Raw genomic sequence first — 20700 nt, 5'->3', positions numbered from 1 at the left:
GACGGGCCGTGGCGAGCGCGGCGGGGAGTTGGCGGAGGGCGAAGTCGTCGAAGTAGCGGTGTGCGGTCTGCGCCGGCGATCGCCGGGAGTTCGGCCATGGCTTGCCGGACGAAGTCGGCCAGCGCGGTAGGGCCGACTGTCTGATCCGCCGTGATCGCCTGATTCAGCGGTCCCCGCGGCGCGGGTAAGTCCGACGGTTCGGTCGTCTCGACGTCGATGGTCGTCATCGCGGATCCCCTCGCTGCTCAGCTCCCCTGGCAAGGAGATTGGCGGCGGTGCGGGCCTTTCTCCAGAAATCGGGAAACAGCACGCATATGATCCGGCGTGACGACCGACGTATCACACTCATGAGCCGTGGACCGCGACGCTTTTGAGGGCGGGGCCAGCACCTGAGTCGATGTCCCGGGCGAGTCGCTGCGCGTACTTGGTGAGCGGGTTACGCAGGTCCGCGTAGTGACGTAGCGGATCAGGGCGAGAGAATTGGAACCACGCGGTGTTCCGCCGTGCGGCCCATTGCCGCTGGATTTCGGTGGGTTGAGCGGCTTCGAGCGGGCGCGGAGCGAAAAGGTGCTCGCCTCGCGTGACCAACGTCCAGATGAATACCGAGGCGTCCTGGCGTTTGCGGTCATCGGTCAGAGTGCGGAACCGCATGAGGGTGGGCGGGAGTTCTCTGACCAGCTCATTCCAGGCATCGATGCTGAGTACCCAGTCCTGAAGTGCTTGTCGCCTGCGCCGGTAGTCAACTGGCGGTTGGCATGGTGATTTCAGATCTGAGGCAAGAGCGCGGAGGGCTCTGTCGAGCTCAAACGGGTTGCAACTCGTTTGAGCCGAGCGTCGGCTCTGGCGTCCATTGGGCAGGGGTGTCGGCACGGGTTTGATCCCGAGGAACTTCGCGGCGTCGTTGTAGGCTCCGCCCCGGGCCCACTGAACGAGTCGGACGGCGGCGGTCCTCCGCACGGTCCTGGATTCCGAGCCCGCGCAGCCGGCCAGGTAGCGCTGGTACCAGTCCTGTTCCAGGAATGCGGGGATGTGCTCGGCCTGGTATCCACTTTGGAATGGTGCTCGGGTTTCCGTGCGACCGTTGACTCGAGGGAAAGCCCTAGTCGCGGGCTCGGCAATCTGGCGGAGTCGTTCCGAGCAGTCGTTCTTTTGCTTGTCGTAGAGAACGGACCATGGTGTTCGGCTTGAAGGGCTGCCGAAGGCGGCGCGGGTGAGACCTGACAGGAAGTCAGGCAGGTCCTCTCTCGAGAGCAGGCGATCTGCGGCCATCAGTAGAGCGCCGCAGGCAACAGGGTCACGCGGTGGCGCGTCGCGAGCTTGTCGATTGCGCCTCATGCCCGGACCGTCGTGCAATTGCTGCGTGTAGGAGTCGATTCGCCCGACAGTAGCGGCATCGAATAGGTGTCGGCCCTGAGGCCACGTCGTGCTGATCAGGGCAACGGCCAGCCGGAGATCGGCAAAGTACTCGGACGCGTCCTTGGCCCGAGTGGGGGACTTCAGACGGGCACGGAGGAACTGCTGGAAACGGAGGACATCTGCAGTCGGTAGCGGCCGATCTTCGCGTGCATGGGCGCCAGGCTGGTCGAGTCTGCCGGCGCAGGCGTAAGACATTCTCCTCTGCGTCTGGGCATCAGCCGTCCACCGGCACTGTGCTGGATGGAGCGTATGGTCGTTGGCCCGCTGAATCAGATGCCCTTGCGTGTCGCGAGGCTGACCGCAGCGGGGACAGTCGGCTTCCAGATAGATCCGATGCTTGGTGCAGGAGAAGACGACGGGCAGGTGCCAGAGTTTGAGCCAAGGGCCACCGTGCAGTCGCTGCGCCGGAGTGCCGTCGCCCGCCAGGCACGAGGGGCAGAATCGAGGCGAGCCGACGTAGAGCCACGCGTCTGGTCTCATCAAGCGTCCTGGAGCAGCCATGGACCGGGCGATGGGCGGATACCGGTCTCGCCAATTCGACAGTGTCAGAGCGGAGACTTCCCTGGCCGTCTGCCCCGTGAGCCGGGCGAATGCTTCGGCCTGAGGCTTGGGCAGGTCCAGCAGCAGACTGCCGGGGAAGTGATTCGGGTTGTCTTGCTTGGTCCAGCCTGCTGCACGGATCAGGTGCAAAGGTGAGATGCCGAGACGGTGCCCGAGCCGAAGAAGGTAGCTGACCAGGGTCTCTCCCGTCAGGGGTTGGAGACTCCGGGGCAGTGGATGCATCACGGCTCCATTCCTCACGCGCCCCTGCGCGTAGCGGGGCCCGTGTCGTCGAATGTGGTGTTCCGGGGTCGTTTCGCTTGCGCGGATTTCTTGCCTGCGGTCGGCGGGTTTGCCGGGATCACGGGTTCGTCCGGCGGTTGCTCAGGCGCGTCCCGCCGGAGCACGATCTCGTCCAGCAGGCTCTCGTCGATCAGTTCTTTGCCGGACTCCATGGCTTCCTGGGCGCCGTCCTCGAGTAGGCGTCCCACGAGGCCGACGACACCGGCGGTACGACGCATCAGGTATTCCGGCATTCCGCCGCCGGTGAGCATGCCCTCCTTCGCGTTGAGCAGCCGCAGGTGCTGCTCGATCCCGGTCAGGTGGTTGATGAAGGCCTGGATCTGTTTCGGGGTGACGTAGCGGAAGCGATCGAGCTCGATGAGCTCAAAGCGGTGCTCGGTCTGGGTGATCTCCAAGCCGTGGATGCGGGTCGACTCCAGCGGTGGCATCTCCCACTGCCGGGTCTTCTTGTTCCACGTGGTTTCGCGCAGCAGGCCGATGCCGGGGATGTTGACCCCGGTGAGGATCAGGGTGACGTCCAAACTCATGAATGCCCGCATCAGATCGAGGACGTCCTGGTCGTCGGCTCTGTGCATCCGCAGTCTGCTGATGTCGTCCAGGATCAGTGCTTTGACGCCGTGGTCGTGGAGGGAGTCGGCGACGAGTCGGACCAGTTCCGGCAGCGTGGCCGATTTGCGGGTCGGGGCACGGAAGAAGCCCAGGATCGATGTGCAAAGACTCTTCGGGGTTGCTGTCACCGGGGTCGAGACGTAGACGACTGGCGCATGGAGATCACGTGTGCCGGGCAGAGCCCCTGGGTTGAGGCAGCTGTGCAGTTCCAGCCACTGGTCTTCGAAGACGGCACCGGCTGAGCAGACAGACGCGGTTTTGCCGTAGTTGCCCCAGCCGCTGATCATGACGCCGGCGCGCGTCGGGTCGTTCTTCTTCCTCGTGTTGCCGCTCAACCGGCGCCGGATCAACTTGCCGACCTTGTCGTGCATGGGAGTGTCCTGTAGAGGCAGGTTCGCGTTCGTCAGCTCTCGATAGATGTCGTAGTCGTACTTGCGGTTCTGGGGGAGCATCGACCACTGCTGCGGCGAGATCGTCGGAGCGGGGACGAGCAGGTCACGGTGGGTTCGGAAGTGCTGCCAACCGGCGTAGGTGTCGAGAGGTGGGCGGCTGCCAAGGATCAACTCGGCGATTCTGGCTCGTGAAGGCAGGCCCTCCAGTGGAGGATCCTGAGAGTCGGCTCGAGTCACTCGTCTCCCTCCGGGCCAGTGCTGTCGGATTCTGAGGCCTCGCGGGGCGGGAGCTGGAACATGGGCCGTCGGCTGAGGGCCTCGTGCAGCGTCGGCGGGGCGACGGGTCTGGTGTCGGAGAGCGCTTCTTCGCGTCGCCGGCGGCGGTCGGTGTCGACCGCTCGGTCGATCGTGCGGGCGTGCTCCGCCCAGGCCGCGGGCAGCTCGGCCGGAGCCGACTCGTCAGCGGGCGTCGGTTCGGCGGGGCGGTCGGCCGCTGCGGCCTGCGCGCGAGTGATCTCGCGGGCTTGGGCGATGCGCTGCTTCTTCCCGGCCTTTTTCTTGGCCTGGCTGGGCCATTGGTCGACGGGTGTGACCGAGCCGAGGATCTCCATTAGGGATTCCATGAGCTCGGTCTCGGAGCGGATCCTGATGTTGTTCGCCTTCACGTGTGTCAGGAGTGCGTCGGCGGTCTTGTCCGAGAAGGCGGGGATCTCACCTTCGGGTGGCAATCCTCGCCAGCGCAGGATGTGCCAGGTCTCGTGGTCGGCCGGATCCTGGAAGAACACCTGTCGGCGGTCCCTTCGGTCACTGCGGATCACCCACTTGCCCGCGTGTCTACCGCCTCGAGCTGAGGGATGCAGAAAGCGTGGCTCGTCGAGGATCGGATGGTGATACCAAAGCCCGAGGATCTTCACGCCGCGTCGCGGATGGATCTTCACGTGATGCTTGCGCAGGACCTTGTAGTAGATGCTCGGTTCGGGGAAGTCCAGGTCGAAGCCGCCCTGTTCCATTGCCGCGGCGAACAGGGTGTTGGGGCTGTGGTCCTCACCCGGCGCCCAGCTTGGCGCGTATTCACCTAGTTTGCGGTTCTGCCAGATCTGGACGATCCACGTCGCGATGATGTGTTCGGCCTGGGCGAGTGTGAGACTCGCGTCGCGTTCCGGGTCGGCCCCGCGGTCCGCGACGTTGCCGCCGGTGAAGCCCAGCAGGTGTTCGAAGAGCATGGTCTGGATGGTGAGGAACTGGCGCTCGACCGCGAACTTGTCGGTCTGCCGCAAGACGCGGGCGGGCAGGATCCGGCAGCCGATCTCCCGTTCGGCTTCCACCAGGTCGTGGTTCTTGTAGGGGCCGCCGTGGTCAGTGGTGACCGTCTCAGGGGCGAAGAACGGCAGAGCGGCGACCCGGTGCCCGGCGAATTCGGCGATCACGTCCGCCGGGACCCCGGCGTAGGGCCATTCCATGTCGTCACCCCAGCCGTCCCGCATCGGAAGCGGCAGCATCACGTCCCGCAGCAGCATCGCGATGTCGACCGAGGTGTCGGACTGCAACATGAGCCGGAACGCCGGCAGTCCGTGCGTGTAGAGATCGAGCGCCAGGGTCAGGGTCGAGGTGACCGCGTCACCGAATACGGTCTCGCGCAGCTTCACCGGCATCGGAGTTGAGTCCAGCACCAGAACTTGCCCCGGCCGGTGGACCACCACTCGGCCGGAGACGCCGGCCTCTGCGGCGGCTTGGGCCGTTCGCCGGTAGCGCGGCTGGGCGCCGTCGGACCCGAACCACTCCTTCCAGACCGTCCCGAGCGTCCAGCGGGAAGGGATTTTCTTGGTCGGAAAGGCCGGGAACCGCTCACGCATGTACTGGTGCAGTAACCGGTGTCTGGCGGCCAGGCCCAGGCGGGCGCGGTCGCCGCACTCGGCCTTGACGGCGAAGATCGCCTCACGGACCTCCTCGGTGACGCTGCGATGCCCACTGAGTCGCCGTGTCCAGCGCCCGTCCGCGCAGGCCAGCAAGAGACTGTCACCCGAGAGTGCCGACAGACGCTCCAGGGTTCGGTAGCTGAGGTGATGCAGACCGAGCCGGACCGCCTCCGGACCATGCATCGCTCTCGTTTCCGCAGCCTTCGCGTAGCGGCGCTGGGTCAGCGTCGTGCGGTCTGGGTCATAGGCGGGCCGAGGTTCACCTGGTAGAGCCCGGGCCGGGTGACCTTCTCGGAACCCCGTCTCGGCTTCCAGTACATGCGCAGCCCGCAGCCGTGCCCGCTCCAGTTGGTCGTCGGTCAGGTCGGCCACTGTCTTCGGCTGCACCCGGACGGGCGAAGGCCGCCTCGGCTCTTCGACCGTCGGCAGGAGCCGCAGGTCGGCATGGTTGATGAGCCAGCGGAACGAGCGAGTCTCCGCGCGGCCGTCGGCATCCACGAGGATGAGTCGGCCGAACTGGCCCTGGACATCCTCGATCGTCCACTCGACGCCGTTGAGCTCGATCCGCCTGCCCCGCGCGATCTGCAAGAAGCCCCTTGCCGCCATCACACCTCCCAGACCGGCGAGCTGTCGCGCAACGGGCTTCCCAGATCGACGCCGAGTTCGCGTTGCCAGAGCAGACGGACGATATTCGCCCGAGCAACGGCAGGCATGCTGGTCGCGTCCGCCAACTCGGAGAACGTCATCGGCCGCCCGTCCTGGCCGCCAATAGCGGTGAGCAACTGGTCCCGCATGCCCAGCAGGTCCCTTGTGGACCGTCGCCGTGACGACAAGTGATCAAGAACGCTCCACACATGCGGGCGCCAGCCCACGACCGCCGAGTAGCGCCAACCGCAAGCCGCCGCCGCCTCCCTGGCCGCCGCGAACTTCAGCGCGTCCGCGTCCTTGACCAGTTTCATCGGGCGGACATCCAGGAGCCACATCCCGCCGTCGATCACGGCCAGGAAGTCCGGGATGTGCCAGGACCCTCCGCCCACATGGTCGAAGTCCAGCCGGAACGGCTGCGACAACACCTCCGACGCCCTCAGGAAATCCAGCGCAACCAGCAGCCGCATCTCCTCAAGCGACTCGAAGCCGTGTGCCCTGCCCGTTGACGCCATCACCTCCAGCCCGGGGCGATGCCGCTGTTTCGCCCGCCACGTGAATCCCCGCATCGGCCGGGACGACAACACCGGCACGTGCGCCATGTCCCGGATCGGCCAGCAGACCTCGCCAGCGCCAATCCGCCACGTCGAACTCCACCGGCACAACCAATCGTCCCCGAGCCGCAGACGTTCCCGCGCTTCGGCATCCCCGCCGTAGTCCGTGACCAGCTGATCCAGGTGACTCGAATCCGAGGGGATCCGCGCCCTCGCTACCTCGTCCACTTATCCACAGCAGCACCCCCGGCCAGCATTGGGGACAAATCTTCGGAATTGATCATATGTGACTTAATGGTTGTGGTGACCTGTGAGCTGTTGACTCGATCCGCTCAGCCCCGCAGTCGGCTCGCTAGCAGAAGTGGTCCTGGTGCCGGGACGGCATCTGGTTTGAACGAACAACCCCGCCCTACTGCCTCCATATCGCAATCTCGCCAAGGCGCCCACGGAGCAACTTGCAAGGAAGGTTGGCGTGGGGGGGCATCCGGGCCGGGTCGGTCCGCCACGTGACTGTTCGTGTTAGCTGGCACGTCTTGCTGAAACGGGGCAGGCTAAGGTCTCCGATCGATCACCAGAAGTCGCATTCCGGTCAAGTCCGTTGATCTGCTGCGCCGGTACAGCGGACAAGCTGCCCTGAGCGGGTGAGCACTTCAAGCGAAGGCTGGTATCCGGTCGGGCTGTGCGGGCTCGAGCAATTGGTTGCGGTGTACGACGGTGATGCCATGGCGCGGGGGCAGTTGCGGCTGGAAGGAGTGGTGCGAAGGCCACCCGCTCTGACGCGAACGCCAAGCACTGCTCTGGTGCTGGTGGCTTACGGCCTACCTTGGCCTTCCGCGACCCCCCAGTCCCGAGAGGCGTGGCGAGCTCAGACAGCCGAGGCCAACAAGCGCCGTGGCAGAGTCCTACCGACAGCCGAGCCTGCGCCGTTGCCTGAGCGGGCCATGCCAGAGCATCTGAAGCGCCGCATGGGCGGCGTCGACGGCACCCGCTCTCGGCTCATCGCTGGCGGAGCCCAAGAGGCCATGGACTCCGGAGGAAAGCGCATCGAAGAGAGCCTCATCGACGAGATCGTCATCAGCCGGAAGGCTCCAGCTGATGAGATCGTCACCGAGGCCAGTGCGCCCGCCCGGGCCGCCCTCACGAAAGGCACCAGGAGCGCGAAGCCCGGCAGGAAGCGTCCCGGCGGGAACCCTACGCTCGGAGACACGGGGCCCAACGCCGCAGGCTTGCACGGCTGAGCCGTGTCCCCACCCGCGCCACTGCCCCGATCTCTGATCCCGTTGCCCGGCGAAAGCCTGCCTGGTCTGCTGCTTCGACTTAGCTACCGCCTAAATCACGCCCCCGGGGAAATCGCCCGCCACACTGGGCTGGCCGCGAAAACCGCTCACATTCCAGGCCGACACCTGCTGATGCTCGAACCGCCTGAGCTGGCGGCGTTCTCCACGGCCACAAGCGTGTCCAAGGCGCAGATCGACCAGCTCACCCTGCGCCCGCTCGCGCACCGCTATCCACCGATCCGCGACGCACTCACGCGGCCACGCTCGTCCGCCCAGAGGCCTCGCGGCTTCTTCTCGGCCTGGCTCCTGGGCGCCAGTAGCCGATACTGCCCGGAATGCCTGTGCGGCGACGGTTCCGAAATCCAAAACCGGTACGGCGGATCTTGGCATCTGAGCTGGCGCCTGGCGGTCGTCTTCGCCTGTATCAGGCATAATGCATTTCTCCGTTACCTTTGCCCGAGTTGCCAGCAGCCTGCTCACCGCGGCAGCTTCACCAAGCAGCGTCAGCTGATTCCCTCCTCGACCGTCGGTGGCCTGCATCCGGCCCAGTGCCGCAATCCGGCCCGCCATGCGCGCGGTGGACTGTGCGGTGCCTGGCTGAGCGAGTCCACGCCAGCCGACGGCCACGAGCTGACCCCGCAACTTCTCAACCTTCAGAAGCGGATCCTTCGCCTCCTTGACCCTGCAGACCCTGTCGAGGCCCCGAGCACCGCCTTCAGCGATCTGCAGGTCATCTCAGCCCTGGTTACCGCCACCTGGCCGGCCGCCGCGACGGTCACGCCCGAGAGAGAACTCGCCACCGCCTTCAATCAGTACGTCAAGCAGCACCACACGCCAGACTCCGCAGAACTAGGCCGTCACTGGACAGGCATTCCCAGCACGCCTATTGCGGCGGCCTGTCTCCTGGATGTCTCCACTCGCTTGCTGAACCTCCCAGGCAGAGCGCTCCCTCAGGCCCTGACTGTGCTTTTCGACCGGACAGCGCCGTCGAGTTCTGGATGGGGCAAGACCTGGACCACGCTCCGGCATCACTGTTCACCTGAGCTCAGGCAGTATGTGAACGAGACGATGCCCTCCCGGCTTGTCGGCAGGACTGCAAGAGCAGAGCCTCGTCGAGGGCGACGCCCGTTGATCGCCGCCGCTGTACGCCACTACTTGCCGGACCATGTCCCCCAGCGGATCCCCGATGACTGGTTCGCCGCGATGATCGGTGAAGTCCCGCCTACCGTCCTGAGCCCGAGCGTCTACCTCCGCCGCTTCGCCGCAGTCCAACTTGTCCAGATCGCAGCGAACGTAGAGTGGGGGGAAGCGGCACGTTTTCTCGGCATTCCGGACGCGTGGCACCGCACAAGCTTCGGGAGCAAGACCCGCAGCAGACTCCATGCATTTCCCCACCGAGAACGACCCGAGGTCCTGGACGCCGCCATGGCTCGGATCGTTAACCACGTCTCTGCGCTCCGGAACCACAGTGACTACCACGCTCGGCGGCGGCACTTCGCGGACTGGACCCTCTCTCCTTCGAGCTGGCCAGAGTTCGTCGATCTCATTGCCCAGCACGGCCCAGCTCCTCTCTTCCGTACCGACGACGTGCTCCGAGAGACGGCGTCGGTCTTCGTCTGGTCCCTTCTCACGGGGAGCGAGTGGTACCTCGCTCCTAACGCATGGATCCAGCTCGTCAACCGACCACCCATCTGGAAGACGCGATCGATGCTTCTCAGGAAGATCACCTACCGGGTTTCACCGCGCTTCAGCGCGTTGCGCGATGCCTTAGCGGCGCACGCCGAGCTGCTGCTCGGGTTGCCTCAGGCCGACAGCTGCCGTCCAACGTGAACCTGGACGCTGGCCTCACGAGCCAGCGTCCGGGTATGTCTGCCCGGGATCTGAGCGGCCGATCGAGCGCTCAGCCTCGCTGTAACGCAGCGTTACGGGACCGAGATCCGCCAACTAAAATTCTCATCCGCCAACTAAAATTCTCCGTCGCATCGGGTGCCCCTGGCGGCCACCCGCGAGGATTGCATAAACGTGCAGGGAAACGTATAGTCATGCCATCCAAGAGGAGGGTTCCATGGCGATGCGTGCGGCGGTGGCGGGAGCGAGTGGGTACGCGGGCGGGGAACTGCTGCGCCTGCTCCTGGCGCACCCCCAGATCGAGATCGGCACCCTGACCGGCAACTCCAACGCGGGCAGGCGGCTCGGCGAGATCCAGCCCCATCTGCTGCCGCTCGCCGACCGGGTCCTCGCCGAGACCACCGCCGAGGCGCTGAGCGGCCACGACGTGGTGTTCCTCGCGCTGCCCCACGGCCAGTCCGCCGAGGTCGCCGACCAGCTCGGTCCCGAGGTCCTCGTGGTCGACATGGGTGCCGACTTCCGGCTGAAGGACCCGGCCGACTGGGAGCGGTTCTACGGCTCTCCGCACGCCGGGACCTGGCCGTACGGCCTCCCCGAACTGCCGGGTGCCCGCGCCGCGCTGGAGGGGTCCAAGCGCATCGCGGTACCCGGTTGCTATCCGACGGCCGTCTCGCTGGCCCTCTTCCCCGCCTACGCGGCCGGAGTGGCGGAGACCGAGGCCGTGATCGTCGCCGCGTCCGGCACCTCGGGCGCCGGCAAGGCGCCCAAGGCGCACCTGCTCGGCAGCGAGGTCATGGGGTCGATGAGCCCGTACGGCGTCGGCGGCGTCCACCGGCACACCCCGGAGATGATCCAGAACCTCACCGCCGCCGCCGGTGAGCCCGTCACCGTCTCCTTCACCCCCACCCTCGCGCCCATGCCCCGCGGCATCCTCGCCACGTGCAGCGCCAAGGCGAAGCCCGGGGTCACCACCGAGGCCGTCCGGACCGCCTACGAGAAGGCCTTCGCCGACGAGCCCTTCGTCCACCTCCTTCCCGAAGGACAGTGGCCGGCCACGGCGTCCGTCTACGGTTCCAACGCCGTTCAGGTCCAGGTCGCGTACGACGCCGCCGCACACCGCATCATCGCGATCAGCGCCATCGACAACCTGACCAAGGGCACCGCGGGCGGTGCCGTCCAGAGCATGAACCTCGCCCTCGGTCTCCCCGAGGACCTGGGACTTTCCACGATCGGAGTCGCACCGTGAGCGTCACGGCAGCACAGGGATTCACCGCGGCCGGCGTCGCCGCCGGGATCAAGCAGAACGGCAACCCGGACCTGGCCCTCGTGGTCAACAACGGGCCCCGCCGCGCCGCCGCGGGCGTCTTCACCTCCAACCGTGTGAAGGCCGCGCCGGTCCTGTGGTCGGAACAGGTCCTCAAGAGCGGCCGGTTGGACGCGGTCGTCCTCAACTCCGGTGGTGCCAACGCCTGTACGGGACCCAAGGGCTTCCAGGACACCCACGCCACCGCCGAGAAGGTCGCCGAGGCGCTCGGTGACACCGGTGCGGGCGGCGTCGCCGTGTGCTCGACCGGCCTCATCGGGGTGCTGCTCCCGATGGACAAGCTGCTTCCGGGAGTCGACCTGGCCGTCGCCGAACTCGGCCCGCACGGCGGCGAGAAGGCCGCCATCGCCATCAAGACCACCGACACCGTGCACAAGACGTCGGTCGTCACCCAGGACGGCTGGACGGTGGGTGGGATGGCCAAGGGCGCGGGCATGCTCGCCCCGGGCCTCGCCACCATGCTCGTCGTCCTCACCACCGACGCGGACGTCGACAGCGAGAACCTCGACCGGGCGCTGCGCGACGCCACCCGCACCACCTTCGACCGCGTCGACTCCGACGGCTGCATGTCCACCAACGACACCGTGCTGCTGCTCGCCTCCGGAGCCAGTGAAGTCACTCCGGAGTACGCGGAGTTCGCCGAGGCCGTGCGCGCGGTCTGCGACGACCTCGGCCAGCAGCTCATCCGCGACGCCGAGGGCGCCAGCAAGGACATCAAGGTGGAGGTCCTGGGCGCCGCGACCGAGGACGACGCCGTCGAGGTGGGCCGCTCCATCGCCCGCAACAACCTCCTCAAGTGCGCCCTCCACGGCGAGGACCCCAACTGGGGCCGCGTGCTGTCCGCGATCGGCACCACCCGGGCCGCCTTCGAGCCGGACCGGCTCAACGTCGCCATCAACGGCGTCTGGGTCTGCAAGAACGGCGGCGTCGGCGAGGACCGCGACAAGGTCGACATGCGCTACCGCGAGGTCCACATCGTCGCGGACCTCGCCGCGGGCGACGCGACCGCCACGATCTGGACCAACGACCTCACCGCCGACTACGTCCACGAGAACAGCGCGTACTCCTCATGAGCAATGTGACCCGCAAGCACACCGCTCTGCCCAAGGCGCAGATCCTCATCGAGGCGCTGCCCTGGCTCACCCGGCACCGCGGCAAGACCGTCGTCGTCAAGTTCGGCGGCAACGCCATGATCGACGCCGAGCTGAAGGCCGCCTTCGCCCAGGACATCGTCTTCCTGCACCACGCGGGCCTCAAGCCGGTCGTCGTGCACGGCGGCGGCCCGCAGATCAGCGCGGCCCTCGACCGGCACGGCATCGTCAGCGAGTTCAAGGCGGGCCTGCGCGTCACCACCGAGGACGCGATGGACGTCGTGCGCATGGTGCTCGCCGGACAGGTCCAGCGCGAACTGGTCGGACTCCTCAACGAGCACGGACCCCTCGCCGTCGGCCTCACCGGCGAGGACGCGCACACCATCACCGCCACCAAGCACCGGCCCACGATCGACGGCCAGTTGGTCGACATCGGGCGGGTGGGCGAGATCACCGCGATCGACACGGGCGCGATCGAGGCTCTGCTCGCCGACGGCCGCATCCCGGTCGTCTCCTCGATCGCCCGGAGCCAGGACGACGGACATGTCTACAACGTCAATGCTGATACGGCGGCTGCGGCACTCGCTGCCGCGCTGGGCGCCGAGACCCTCATGGTCCTCACGGACGTCGAGGGCCTCTACGAGGACTGGCCGAACAGCGACGAGGTGATCAGCCGCCTCACCGCCACCCAGTTGGAGAAGCTCCTTCCCGAGCTGGCCAGCGGCATGGTGCCGAAGATGGAGGGCTGTCTGCACGCCGTACGCAACGGCGTCACCACCGCCCGTGTCATCGACGGCCGGGTCCAGCACTCGATCCTGCTGGAGATCTTCACCGACGAAGGCATCGGCACGATGGTCGTGCCGGACGACGAGGAAGCGGGGGACGCCGAATGACCGGCAGCGCGAGCAACGCGGAGCTCACCGAACGGTGGCAGGGCGCGCTCATGGACAACTACGGCACCCCGCGGCTGCCGCTCGTGCGCGGCGCCGGAACCAAGCTGTGGGACGCGGACGGCAACGAGTACCTCGACTTCGTCGGCGGCATCGCGGTCAACGCCCTCGGACACGGCCACCCCGCGATCGTCGAGGCGGTGAGCCGGCAGATCCGTTCGCTCGGCCACGTCTCCAACCTCTTCGTCGCCGAACCGCCCGTCGTCCTCGCCGAACGGCTGGTCCAGCTCTTCGGCCGCGAGGGCCGGGTGTACTTCTGCAACTCGGGCGCCGAGGCCAACGAGGGCGCGTTCAAGATCGGCCGGCTGACCGGCCGGACCCACATGGTCGCCACCACCGGCGGCTTCCACGGGCGGACCATGGGCGCCCTCGCGCTCACCGGCCAGTCCGCCAAGCAGGAGCCCTTCCTGCCGCTGCCCGGCGATGTCACGCACGTCCCCTACGGTGACGCGCAGGCCCTCGCCCAGGCGGTCACGGACGACACCGCGCTGGTGATCATCGAGCCGATCCAGGGTGAGAACGGCGTGGTCGTCCCGCCCCCCGGCTACCTGAAGGCGGCCCGTGCCATCACCGCGGCCCGTGGCGCGCTGCTCGTCCTGGACGAGGTGCAGACCGGCATCGGCCGCACCGGGCACTGGTTCGAGTACCAGGCCCACGAAGGTGTCCTGCCCGACATCGTGACGCTCGCCAAGGGCCTCGGCGGCGGACTGCCGCTCGGTGCCACGGTCGCCTTCGGCCGCGCCGCCGGGCTGCTGAAGCCCGGCCACCACGGCACGACCTTCGGCGGCAACCCGGTCGTCTGCGCCGCCGGACTCGCCGTGCTCGACACGATCGAGTCCGAGGGACTCCTGGAGAACGTGAAGCGCGCCGGCGAGAAGCTGCGGGACGGGATCGAGGGGCTCGGGAACGGTTCCGGCCATCCGCTGATCGACCACGTCAGGGGTGCGGGTCTGCTCCTGGGTATCGTGCTCACCGAGCCGCTCGCGCCCCAGGTGCAGCAGGCGGCTCAGGACGCCGGTCTCCTGGTGAACGCGCCCGCCCCCGATGTCGTACGGCTGATGCCGCCGCTGAACCTCGGCGACGACGAGGTGGACACGTTCCTCCGGGCCCTTCCCGGCATCCTCGACGCAGCCAACGGGGACGGATGATCCCGGGAATGGGACGACGACGATGAGTCAGGCGCAGGACCACGAGCACGCAGGGCCTGCCGTGCCGCAGACCCGCACCGCACGCCACCGCCGGATCGTGGACATCCTCAACCGGCAACCGGTGCGCTCGCAGAGCCAGTTGGCGAAGCTCCTGGCCGACGACGGGCTGAACGTCACTCAGGCGACGCTCTCCCGGGACCTCGACGAGCTGAACGCGGTGAAGATCCGCAACAACGACGGCGACCTCATCTACGCGGTGCCGAGCGAGGGCGGTTTCCGCACTCCGCGCGCACCGCTGGGGGAGTCGGCGAAGGAGGAGCGGATGCGCCGGCTCTCCTCGGAGCTGCTGATCTCCGCGGAGGCCTCGGCGAACCTCGTGGTCCTGCGCACCCCGCCGGGCGCCGCGCAGTTCCTCGCGTCGGCGATCGACCAGGCGGAGCTGCACGACGTGCTGGGCACGATCGCGGGGGACGACACCCTGATGCTGATCAGCCGCGACGCGACGGGCGGCCAGGCGCTGGCCGACCACATGCTGCGACTGGCCCAGAACGATCACTGACACGTACGACGGTGGAGGCGCACCCCGGAGCGGGGTGCGCCTCCACCGTCGTACGCGCCGACGCGGGTTCGCCGGGGGCCGCGCCCGGGAACGGGTGCCGGTCACCCAAGGCGCTGGGCGAGGCCTCCCGTGCATCTGACCTCGTTGCCGGCCGTGATGAGCAGCGCCTCCACGTCCGGGAGCGACTCCAGCCAGTCGAGGCCCGCCCGCGAGCCCATCGCGAAGGCGGCGGTCGCCCAGGCGTCCGCCCAGGTCAGCCGGGGGCCCACCACCGTCACGGCCAGCAGGTCGGTGACCGCCGACCTGCCCGTGCGCGGGTCGACGATATGGGCGCCGCGTTCGGCGGTGCCCGAGGTCGCGACGGCCAGCCGGTCGACGCCTGCCGCGGAGACCACCGCGGCGAGGGAGCCCGGGCGGAGCGGATCGGACACGCCCACCCGCCAGGGGCGGTGCGGCCCGGGGACGCCGCAGAGCTGGACGTCGCCGCCGCCGTTGACGCTCACTCCGCTCGCCCCGGCGGCGGTGAGACTCAGGGCGGCGCGCTCCGCCGCCCAGCCCTTGACGATCCCCGTGGGGTCGAGCCGGCCCTCGTAGCGCGTGCTGAACCAGCCGTCGCTGACCCGTTCCGCCTCGGCGCCCAGGGCGAGCACCTCGGCGACCTCCGGGTCGCACTCCTCGACGGTGAGCTCTCCGCGCACCAGCCGCGAGATCTGGCTTTCCTCGCGATAGGTACTGAACACCGCGTCCACGCGGTGCAGTTGGGTGACCGCCTCCTCCAACGCCGTCCGCACGGCCGCGGGTTCGCCGCCGCGCACGTCGAAGGAGAAGACCGTGCCCATCACCTCCTCGGCGTGGCGCAGCTCCTGCGGTGCGTCCTGCGTGGGCTCAGACACCGGCCTTGTCCAGAGCCGACTGCAGGGACTTCTTGTAGCCCTCGCTCGTGTAGGTCGCGCCGGAGACGGTGTCGATCTGGGCGCTGCCCGCGGCGACGGCCTCCTGGTTCAGCTTGGGCACCGCGAGTTCGGTCTTCTGGGAGCTGGTCCCGCCCGAGGGTGCCTGGACCGCCTCGGCCTTGGTGATCTTCTTGCCGTCGAGGGTGAGCCGGACCTGGACGGGCCCGTACTGGGTGTCGGACACGGTGCCGGTGACGACGCGCGCCTGCGCGGCGGGTGCCGCAGGGGACGCCCCGGCCGTGCCCGAGGACCCGGAGGAGCCCGCTGTGCCGCCGGCGGCCTTCGCCTTGTCCAGGGCCGACTGGAGGGACTTCTTGTAGCCGCCGCTGGTGTAGGTCGCCCCCGAGACGGCGTCGATGTCGGCGCTCTGCGCGGCGAGGGTCTCCTGGTTGAGCTTGGGCACCGAGAGGGCGGTCTTCTGATCGCTGGTCCCGCCCTTGGGCGCCTGGACCGCGTCCGCCTTGGTGATCTTGCCGCCGCTCATGGTGAGCTGCACCTGGACCGGCCCGTACTCGGTCTGCACCACGTCACCGAGGACGGTGGCGGTACCCGACTGCTGAGCGGTGCCGCCCTGCGGGGCTCCCTGACCGGCCGCCGTCTGCTGGGGCGCCGCACCGGCCTGCGCCGACGCGGCGGCGGGGTCGGTCGCCGGCTTGAGCGCCAGCAGCAGCACGATCCCGGACACGGTGGCGGCGCTCGCCAGCACGAACCGGCGGATGGGGTGATTGGTCTTCATCGTTCCTGACTCCCGTCGCTCACATCTCGAACGACTCGTGATGGATGCGGCGGGCGGGGACGCCCGCGCCGCGCAGTGCCGCGTACACCTCCTGGGCGAAGCCGGGCGGCCCGCACATGAAGACGTCGTGGTGGTCGATGTCGGGCAGTTTGCGGCGCAGCGACTCCGCCGAGATGTCGGGACGTTCGCCCTCGGGGCTGTTCACCGCGTACATCAGACGCGCCCCGCGCTCCTTGGAGATGGCGGCCAGCTCGTCCCACAGGGCCAGGTCCTGGGTGGTGTTGGCCCGGTAGAGCAGCGTGAGGTCGCCGGACGCGCCGGGAAGGGTCTCGAACAGGGCCCGCATCGGGGTGATGCCGACGCCGCCCGCCACCAGGAGCACCTTGCCGCGGCTGCGCTTTCCGGCGGTCAGCGCGCCGTAGGGGCCCTCGGCCCAGACCCGGGTGCCGGGCTCCAGGTCGCGCAGGGCGGAACTGTGGTCGCCGATCGCCTTCACGGTGATGCGCAGCATGTTGGGGCGGGGCGCCGCCGAGAGCGAGTACGGGTGGGAGCTGAACCGCATCCCAGGTGCCAGGAAGCGCCAGCGGAAGAACTGTCCGGCCTCGGCGCCCATCCGGTGCAGCTTGCGTCCGCTGATCAGCACCGACACGATGCCGGGCGTCTCCTCGATGACCGCCTGGACCCGCATCCGGTGCTTCAGGTTCAGCCGGATCGGAGAAAGGATTCGGTACCAGACGACCAGCGCGGTCACCGATCCGTAGAGCCCGTACCAGACGGTCTTGGCGACCGGTTCCACCGCGAAGTCGTTGCCGGTGGAGAGCTGGTGCCAGAACGTCAGGAACACCGCGGCGTACGTCAGCAGGTGGACGTGGTACCAGGTGTCGTACGGGATCAGCCGCCGGAGCCAGCCGACGGATATGAACCCGATGAGCACGAGCAGACCCGTGCCGATCGCGGCCTTGCCCATGTCGGGCAGCTGGTTGACCGAGTCGACGGTCTGCTGCACGATCCCGCCGAGGCCCTTGCCGGACTGAAGGGCGTAGCCCCACATCGTCAGGAAGAGATGGGCGAGGACCAGGCAGATCGTGTAGCGGCCGGTCATCGCGTGCCAGCGCGCCACCCGGTCGGATCCCACCCGGCGTTCAAGGGCGGGGACGCGGGCCATCTGCAGCACCACGAGGGCCATCAGATATCCGGCGAGCAGCCCGGTGATGCGGCCGGCGTTGAGGATCCTGCTGTTGTTGTCCGCGATGGACGGGGTGTTGTTCCACCACAGCCAGAGGACCCCGGCGGCGCCGGCCCATACGGCGATCAACAGCGGGACGGCGGGCGAGCGGCGAGGGCGGATTCGGCGCATGGTCTGGCGCCGCGCGGCGCGACCACCGGCGATCGTGGACACGGTTCCTCCGTGTTCGTCCTGGAGAGACGGGGTGAGGGGAGTGGCCCCCTGGCCCAGAGATACGGTCCACGACGCCCGTGCGTTCAGAGGCCCGCCGAGTCCAGTGCGGACTGGAGCGACTGCCTGTATCCGTCACTGGTGTACGTGGCTCCGGACACCGAGTCGATCTGGGCGCTCTGCGCGGCCAGCGTCTCGCGCCTGAGCTGTGGAAGCGCGTAACCGTTGATCTCCTGGTCCTTGGGATTGTCCGAAGGATAGACGACCGCGGCGGACTCGGTGATCTTGCCGTCCTTCAGCGTGATCCGCACCTGGACGGGTCCCCAACGGGTCTGCACCGAGTCGCCGGTGACGGTCCCCGTCCCCGTGCTCTTCGAGCCCCCGGACGCTCCCGAGGAGTCCCCTGAGGAGCTTCCCGAGGACGAGGACGAGGACGGGGAACGGCCCGCGGACGACGCGGCGTCGGCCGCTGTCGGAGCTGTGTGCGGCTTCAGCGACAGCAGCAGGACGAAACCGGTGACCGTGGCGGCGGCCGCCAGCGTCACCCGGCGCAGCGGACGGTTCTTCTTCAGGGCGTGCACGGCGGCCTCACAGCTCGAACGACTCGTGGTGGATTCGGCGGTCGGGGACACCCGCCGCGCGCAGCTCCCCGTACAGCTCCCGCGCCATCGCGGGAGGTCCGCACAGATAGACGTCGTGCTCGGCGATGTCGGGCAGGGTCTCGCGCAGCGACTCGGCGGTGAGCCGCGGCCGGGTGCCGTCGGCGGCGTTGAGCGCGTACAGGACGCGGGCCCCGCGCCACCGCGCGATGTCCTCCAGCTCGCCGCCCAGCGCCAGGTCCTCGGCCGTGCGCGCCCGGTAGATGAGCGTGAGCCGGCCGGGCAGGGTCTCGAACAGGGCGCGCAGCGGTGTGATGCCGACACCGCCCGCCACCAGCAGGGACTTCGGCGCCGTGCTCCGGTCCGCCGTCAGCGAGCCGTAGGGTCCCTCCGCCCACACCCGGGTGCCGGGGCGCAGCGTTCCCACGGCCGCGCTGTGGTCGCCGAGTGCCTTCACCGTGATCCGCATCCGGTCGGGACGGGGCGGTGCCGACAGGGAGTACGGCGTCGAGGTCCACCGCATTCCGTCGGCGAGGAAGCGCCAGCGGAAGAACTGGCCGGCCCGCGCGTCCAGTTCGTCCAGGCGCTCCCCGCGGATCACGAGGGAGAAGACCCCGGGGGACTCCCGGTGCACGGACTCCACGCGGAGCCGGTGGCGCCGGTTGAGCCGTACGGGGGCGAGCAGCCGGAACCACACGACGAGCCCGGCCGTACCGAGGTAGAGGGTGTACCAGGCGGCCCGCGCCGCCGCGTCGCCGACGAAGTCGGAGCCGAGCGCGAGCTGGTGGAAGAAGGCCAGGAAGACCGCCGCGTACGTCAGCAGGTGCGTGTAGTACCAGAACTCGTGACTGATCCGGCGGCGGGCCAGGCGTGCCGAGGTGATCCCGACGGCGAACAGGATGACCGTGCCGGTCGTCGCCTTGAGCATGTCCGGATAGTCGAACACCACGCTGAGCGTCTCGTGGACGATGCCGGTCCCGTCCTGGGCCGCGTAGCCGAAGAGGATCAGTGTCACGTGCGCGACCAGCAGGCAGATCGTGTACCGGCCGGCCATGGCGTGCCAGCGGGCCACCCGGTCGGAGCCGACGCGCCGCTCCAGGAGCGGGACCCGCGCCATGAGCGCCACCACGACGGCGCAGCCGTAGCCGCACAGCAGCCCGGCGATCCGCCCGGCGTCCGTCAGCCAGCCGGCCAGGCCCACCACCGACCGTGTGTCGGTCCACCACAGGGCGAGAACTCCGGCCGCTCCCGCCCACAGCAGGACGAGCAGCGGCCCGGCGGGCGAGGGCCGGGGCCGCCCGCCTCCCCGCTTCGTGCGCGGGTGAGCCGCCCGCTCGTACACCGTGGTCATCTGTACGCCCTTCTTTCGTGCCGTCCGGAAGGAACTGTGCGCGGTGAACCTCTGAGGAGGCTCTGAACCGGTCCCTTCCGCGCCGACTCATAGGGAACTCAGAGGTCGCGGGGCGGGGAGCGGCCGCCGGGAGGAGCGATGCTGGAAGGCGACATGAACACTCCCGCCCCAGACCCCGACCCCTCCCGGGACCCGGCCCCCGGCCTCTCCCGGGACCCGGACTCCGGCGCTCTCCGCGACCCGGCCCCCGGTACTCCCCGTGACCCGGCACCCGGTACTCCCCGGCGCCCGGTGTCCCGTGCCGTCGGTGACCCCGGCGCCGGTGCTGTCCGGTCCCGCGGGGCCGGCAGGCCGCCCTCGCTCACCCGGCCCGACGGCACCTCCGTGCGTGTCCTCGTCGTCGACGACGATCCGGACCTGGCCGAGGTCCTGTCCGGCGCGCTGCGCTACGAGGGCTGGGAGGTCCGCACCGCCTGCGACGGCGCCTCGGCCGCCGCGAGGGCGCGCGAGCTGCTGCCCGACGCCGTCGTCCTCGACGTGATGCTCCCGGACACCGACGGCTTCGCCGTGCTGCGCGACCTGCACACCGTGCTGCCGGACGTCTGCGTCCTCTTCCTCACCGCACGGGACGCGGTGGAGGACCGCATCGCCGGCATCACGGCGGGCGGCGACGACTACGTCACCAAGCCGTTCAGCCTGGAAGAGGTCGTCGCCCGGCTGCGCGGACTGCTGCGCCGTGCCGGTATGGCCCGCCGTGCCGACGAGGGCCCGCGGCTCGTCGTCGGGGACCTGTCGATGGACGAGGAGGCCCGGGAGGTGACCCGGGGCGGCGACCTGGTCGAGCTGTCGCCGACCGAGTTCGAGCTGCTGCGCTTCCTGATGCGCAACCCGCGCCGCGTGCTCAGCAAGGCGCAGATCCTCGACCGCGTCTGGTCGTACGACTTCGGGGGCCAGGCCCATGTCGTCGAGCTGTACATCTCCTACCTGCGCAAGAAGGTCGACGCGGGCCGGGACCCGATGATCCACACGGTCCGGGGCTCCGGGTACGTCATCAAGCCCGTGGTGGGCCGGTGAAGCCCGACACGAGGGACCG

General features: G+C 68.8%; 17 protein-coding genes. 8 read left to right on the top strand and 9 right to left on the bottom strand.

Annotation, left to right across the window (positions count from 1 at the left end):
- Window positions 1-345: 345 nt before the first annotated feature.
- The 4 genes from ACF07B_RS34070 to ACF07B_RS34055 form a co-directional block, all read right to left on the bottom strand.
- A complete protein-coding gene (locus tag ACF07B_RS34070; protein ID WP_392181765.1) occupies window positions 346-2199 on the bottom strand; it encodes a TniQ family protein in 1854 nt (617 codons plus the stop codon).
- Between the two features lie 14 nt (window positions 2200-2213).
- Window positions 2214-3431: a TniB family NTP-binding protein gene (locus ACF07B_RS34065; protein WP_392181764.1), complete on the bottom strand. Its 1218-nt coding sequence runs from the start codon at window positions 3429-3431 to the stop codon at window positions 2214-2216.
- 62 nt (window positions 3432-3493) lie between these two features.
- Entirely contained in the window at window positions 3494-5782 is a 2289-nt protein-coding gene (locus ACF07B_RS34060) for a transposase (protein WP_392181763.1), read from the bottom strand.
- Window positions 5782-6603 (bottom strand): TnsA-like heteromeric transposase endonuclease subunit, encoded by an 822-nt coding sequence (locus ACF07B_RS34055; protein WP_392181762.1) that lies wholly within the window; start codon window positions 6601-6603, stop codon window positions 5782-5784. Before ACF07B_RS34055 ends, ACF07B_RS34060 begins: the two co-directional genes overlap by 1 nt.
- Before the next feature lie 713 nt (window positions 6604-7316).
- Here ACF07B_RS34055 and ACF07B_RS34050 point away from each other — a divergent pair.
- The 7 genes from ACF07B_RS34050 (at window position 7317) to ACF07B_RS34020 (ending at window position 14572) form a co-directional block, all read left to right on the top strand.
- Window positions 7317-7613, top strand: a complete 297-nt coding sequence (locus ACF07B_RS34050) for a hypothetical protein (protein WP_392181761.1) — start codon at window positions 7317-7319, stop codon at window positions 7611-7613.
- A gap of 3 nt (window positions 7614-7616) precedes the next feature.
- A complete protein-coding gene (locus ACF07B_RS34045; protein WP_392181760.1) occupies window positions 7617-9482 on the top strand; it encodes a TniQ family protein in 1866 nt (621 codons plus the stop codon).
- A 235-nt stretch (window positions 9483-9717) separates the two neighbouring features.
- Window positions 9718-10746, top strand: a complete 1029-nt coding sequence (gene argC, locus ACF07B_RS34040) for an N-acetyl-gamma-glutamyl-phosphate reductase (protein ID WP_392181759.1) — start codon at window positions 9718-9720, stop codon at window positions 10744-10746.
- A complete protein-coding gene (argJ, locus tag ACF07B_RS34035) occupies window positions 10743-11897 on the top strand; it encodes a bifunctional glutamate N-acetyltransferase/amino-acid acetyltransferase ArgJ (RefSeq protein ID WP_392181758.1) in 1155 nt (384 codons plus the stop codon). The genes argC and argJ overlap by 4 nt, the downstream gene beginning before the upstream one ends.
- Window positions 11894-12808 carry an acetylglutamate kinase gene (gene argB, locus ACF07B_RS34030; RefSeq protein ID WP_362398385.1) on the top strand — a complete coding sequence of 305 codons (915 nt, stop codon included), beginning with the start codon at window positions 11894-11896 and terminating at the stop codon, window positions 12806-12808. The genes argJ and argB overlap by 4 nt, the downstream gene beginning before the upstream one ends.
- Complete coding sequence (locus ACF07B_RS34025; RefSeq protein WP_392181757.1) at window positions 12805-14013, top strand: acetylornithine transaminase; 1209 nt, start codon at window positions 12805-12807, stop codon at window positions 14011-14013. Before argB ends, ACF07B_RS34025 begins: the two co-directional genes overlap by 4 nt.
- Window positions 14014-14035: 22 nt before the next feature.
- Complete coding sequence (locus ACF07B_RS34020) at window positions 14036-14572, top strand: arginine repressor (protein ID WP_326788839.1); 537 nt, start codon at window positions 14036-14038, stop codon at window positions 14570-14572.
- A gap of 101 nt (window positions 14573-14673) precedes the next feature.
- On the opposite strand, the gene ACF07B_RS34015 is transcribed toward ACF07B_RS34020, so the two are convergent.
- The 5 genes from ACF07B_RS34015 to ACF07B_RS33995 form a co-directional block, all read right to left on the bottom strand.
- Window positions 14674-15411: an FAD:protein FMN transferase gene (locus tag ACF07B_RS34015; protein WP_392181841.1), complete on the bottom strand. Its 738-nt coding sequence runs from the start codon at window positions 15409-15411 to the stop codon at window positions 14674-14676.
- 46 nt (window positions 15412-15457) lie between these two features.
- The gene (locus tag ACF07B_RS34010) at window positions 15458-16261 is read right to left on the bottom strand and encodes an FMN-binding protein (RefSeq protein WP_362398377.1); all 804 of its coding nucleotides are present in this window, start codon (window positions 16259-16261) and stop codon (window positions 15458-15460) included.
- Between the two features lie 19 nt (window positions 16262-16280).
- Window positions 16281-17618, bottom strand: a complete 1338-nt coding sequence (locus ACF07B_RS34005) for a ferric reductase-like transmembrane domain-containing protein (protein WP_392181840.1) — start codon at window positions 17616-17618, stop codon at window positions 16281-16283.
- Between the two features lie 125 nt (window positions 17619-17743).
- A complete protein-coding gene (locus ACF07B_RS34000) occupies window positions 17744-18238 on the bottom strand; it encodes an FMN-binding protein (RefSeq protein WP_384239101.1) in 495 nt (164 codons plus the stop codon).
- Between the two features lie 7 nt (window positions 18239-18245).
- The gene (locus ACF07B_RS33995) at window positions 18246-19607 is read right to left on the bottom strand and encodes a ferric reductase-like transmembrane domain-containing protein (protein ID WP_392181756.1); all 1362 of its coding nucleotides are present in this window, start codon (window positions 19605-19607) and stop codon (window positions 18246-18248) included.
- Between the two features lie 384 nt (window positions 19608-19991).
- Between ACF07B_RS33995 and ACF07B_RS33990 the strand changes: the two genes are divergently transcribed.
- On the top strand, window positions 19992-20681 hold the full coding sequence (locus ACF07B_RS33990; protein WP_369482576.1) for a response regulator transcription factor: 690 nt from the start codon (window positions 19992-19994) through the stop codon (window positions 20679-20681).
- The last annotated feature ends 19 nt before the right edge of the window (window positions 20682-20700 follow it).

This window comes from Streptomyces sp. NPDC015532 (assembly GCF_043078065.1).
Lineage (GTDB): Bacteria > Actinomycetota > Actinomycetes > Streptomycetales > Streptomycetaceae > Streptomyces.
This window is presented reverse-complemented; position numbering and strand designations above follow the sequence as displayed.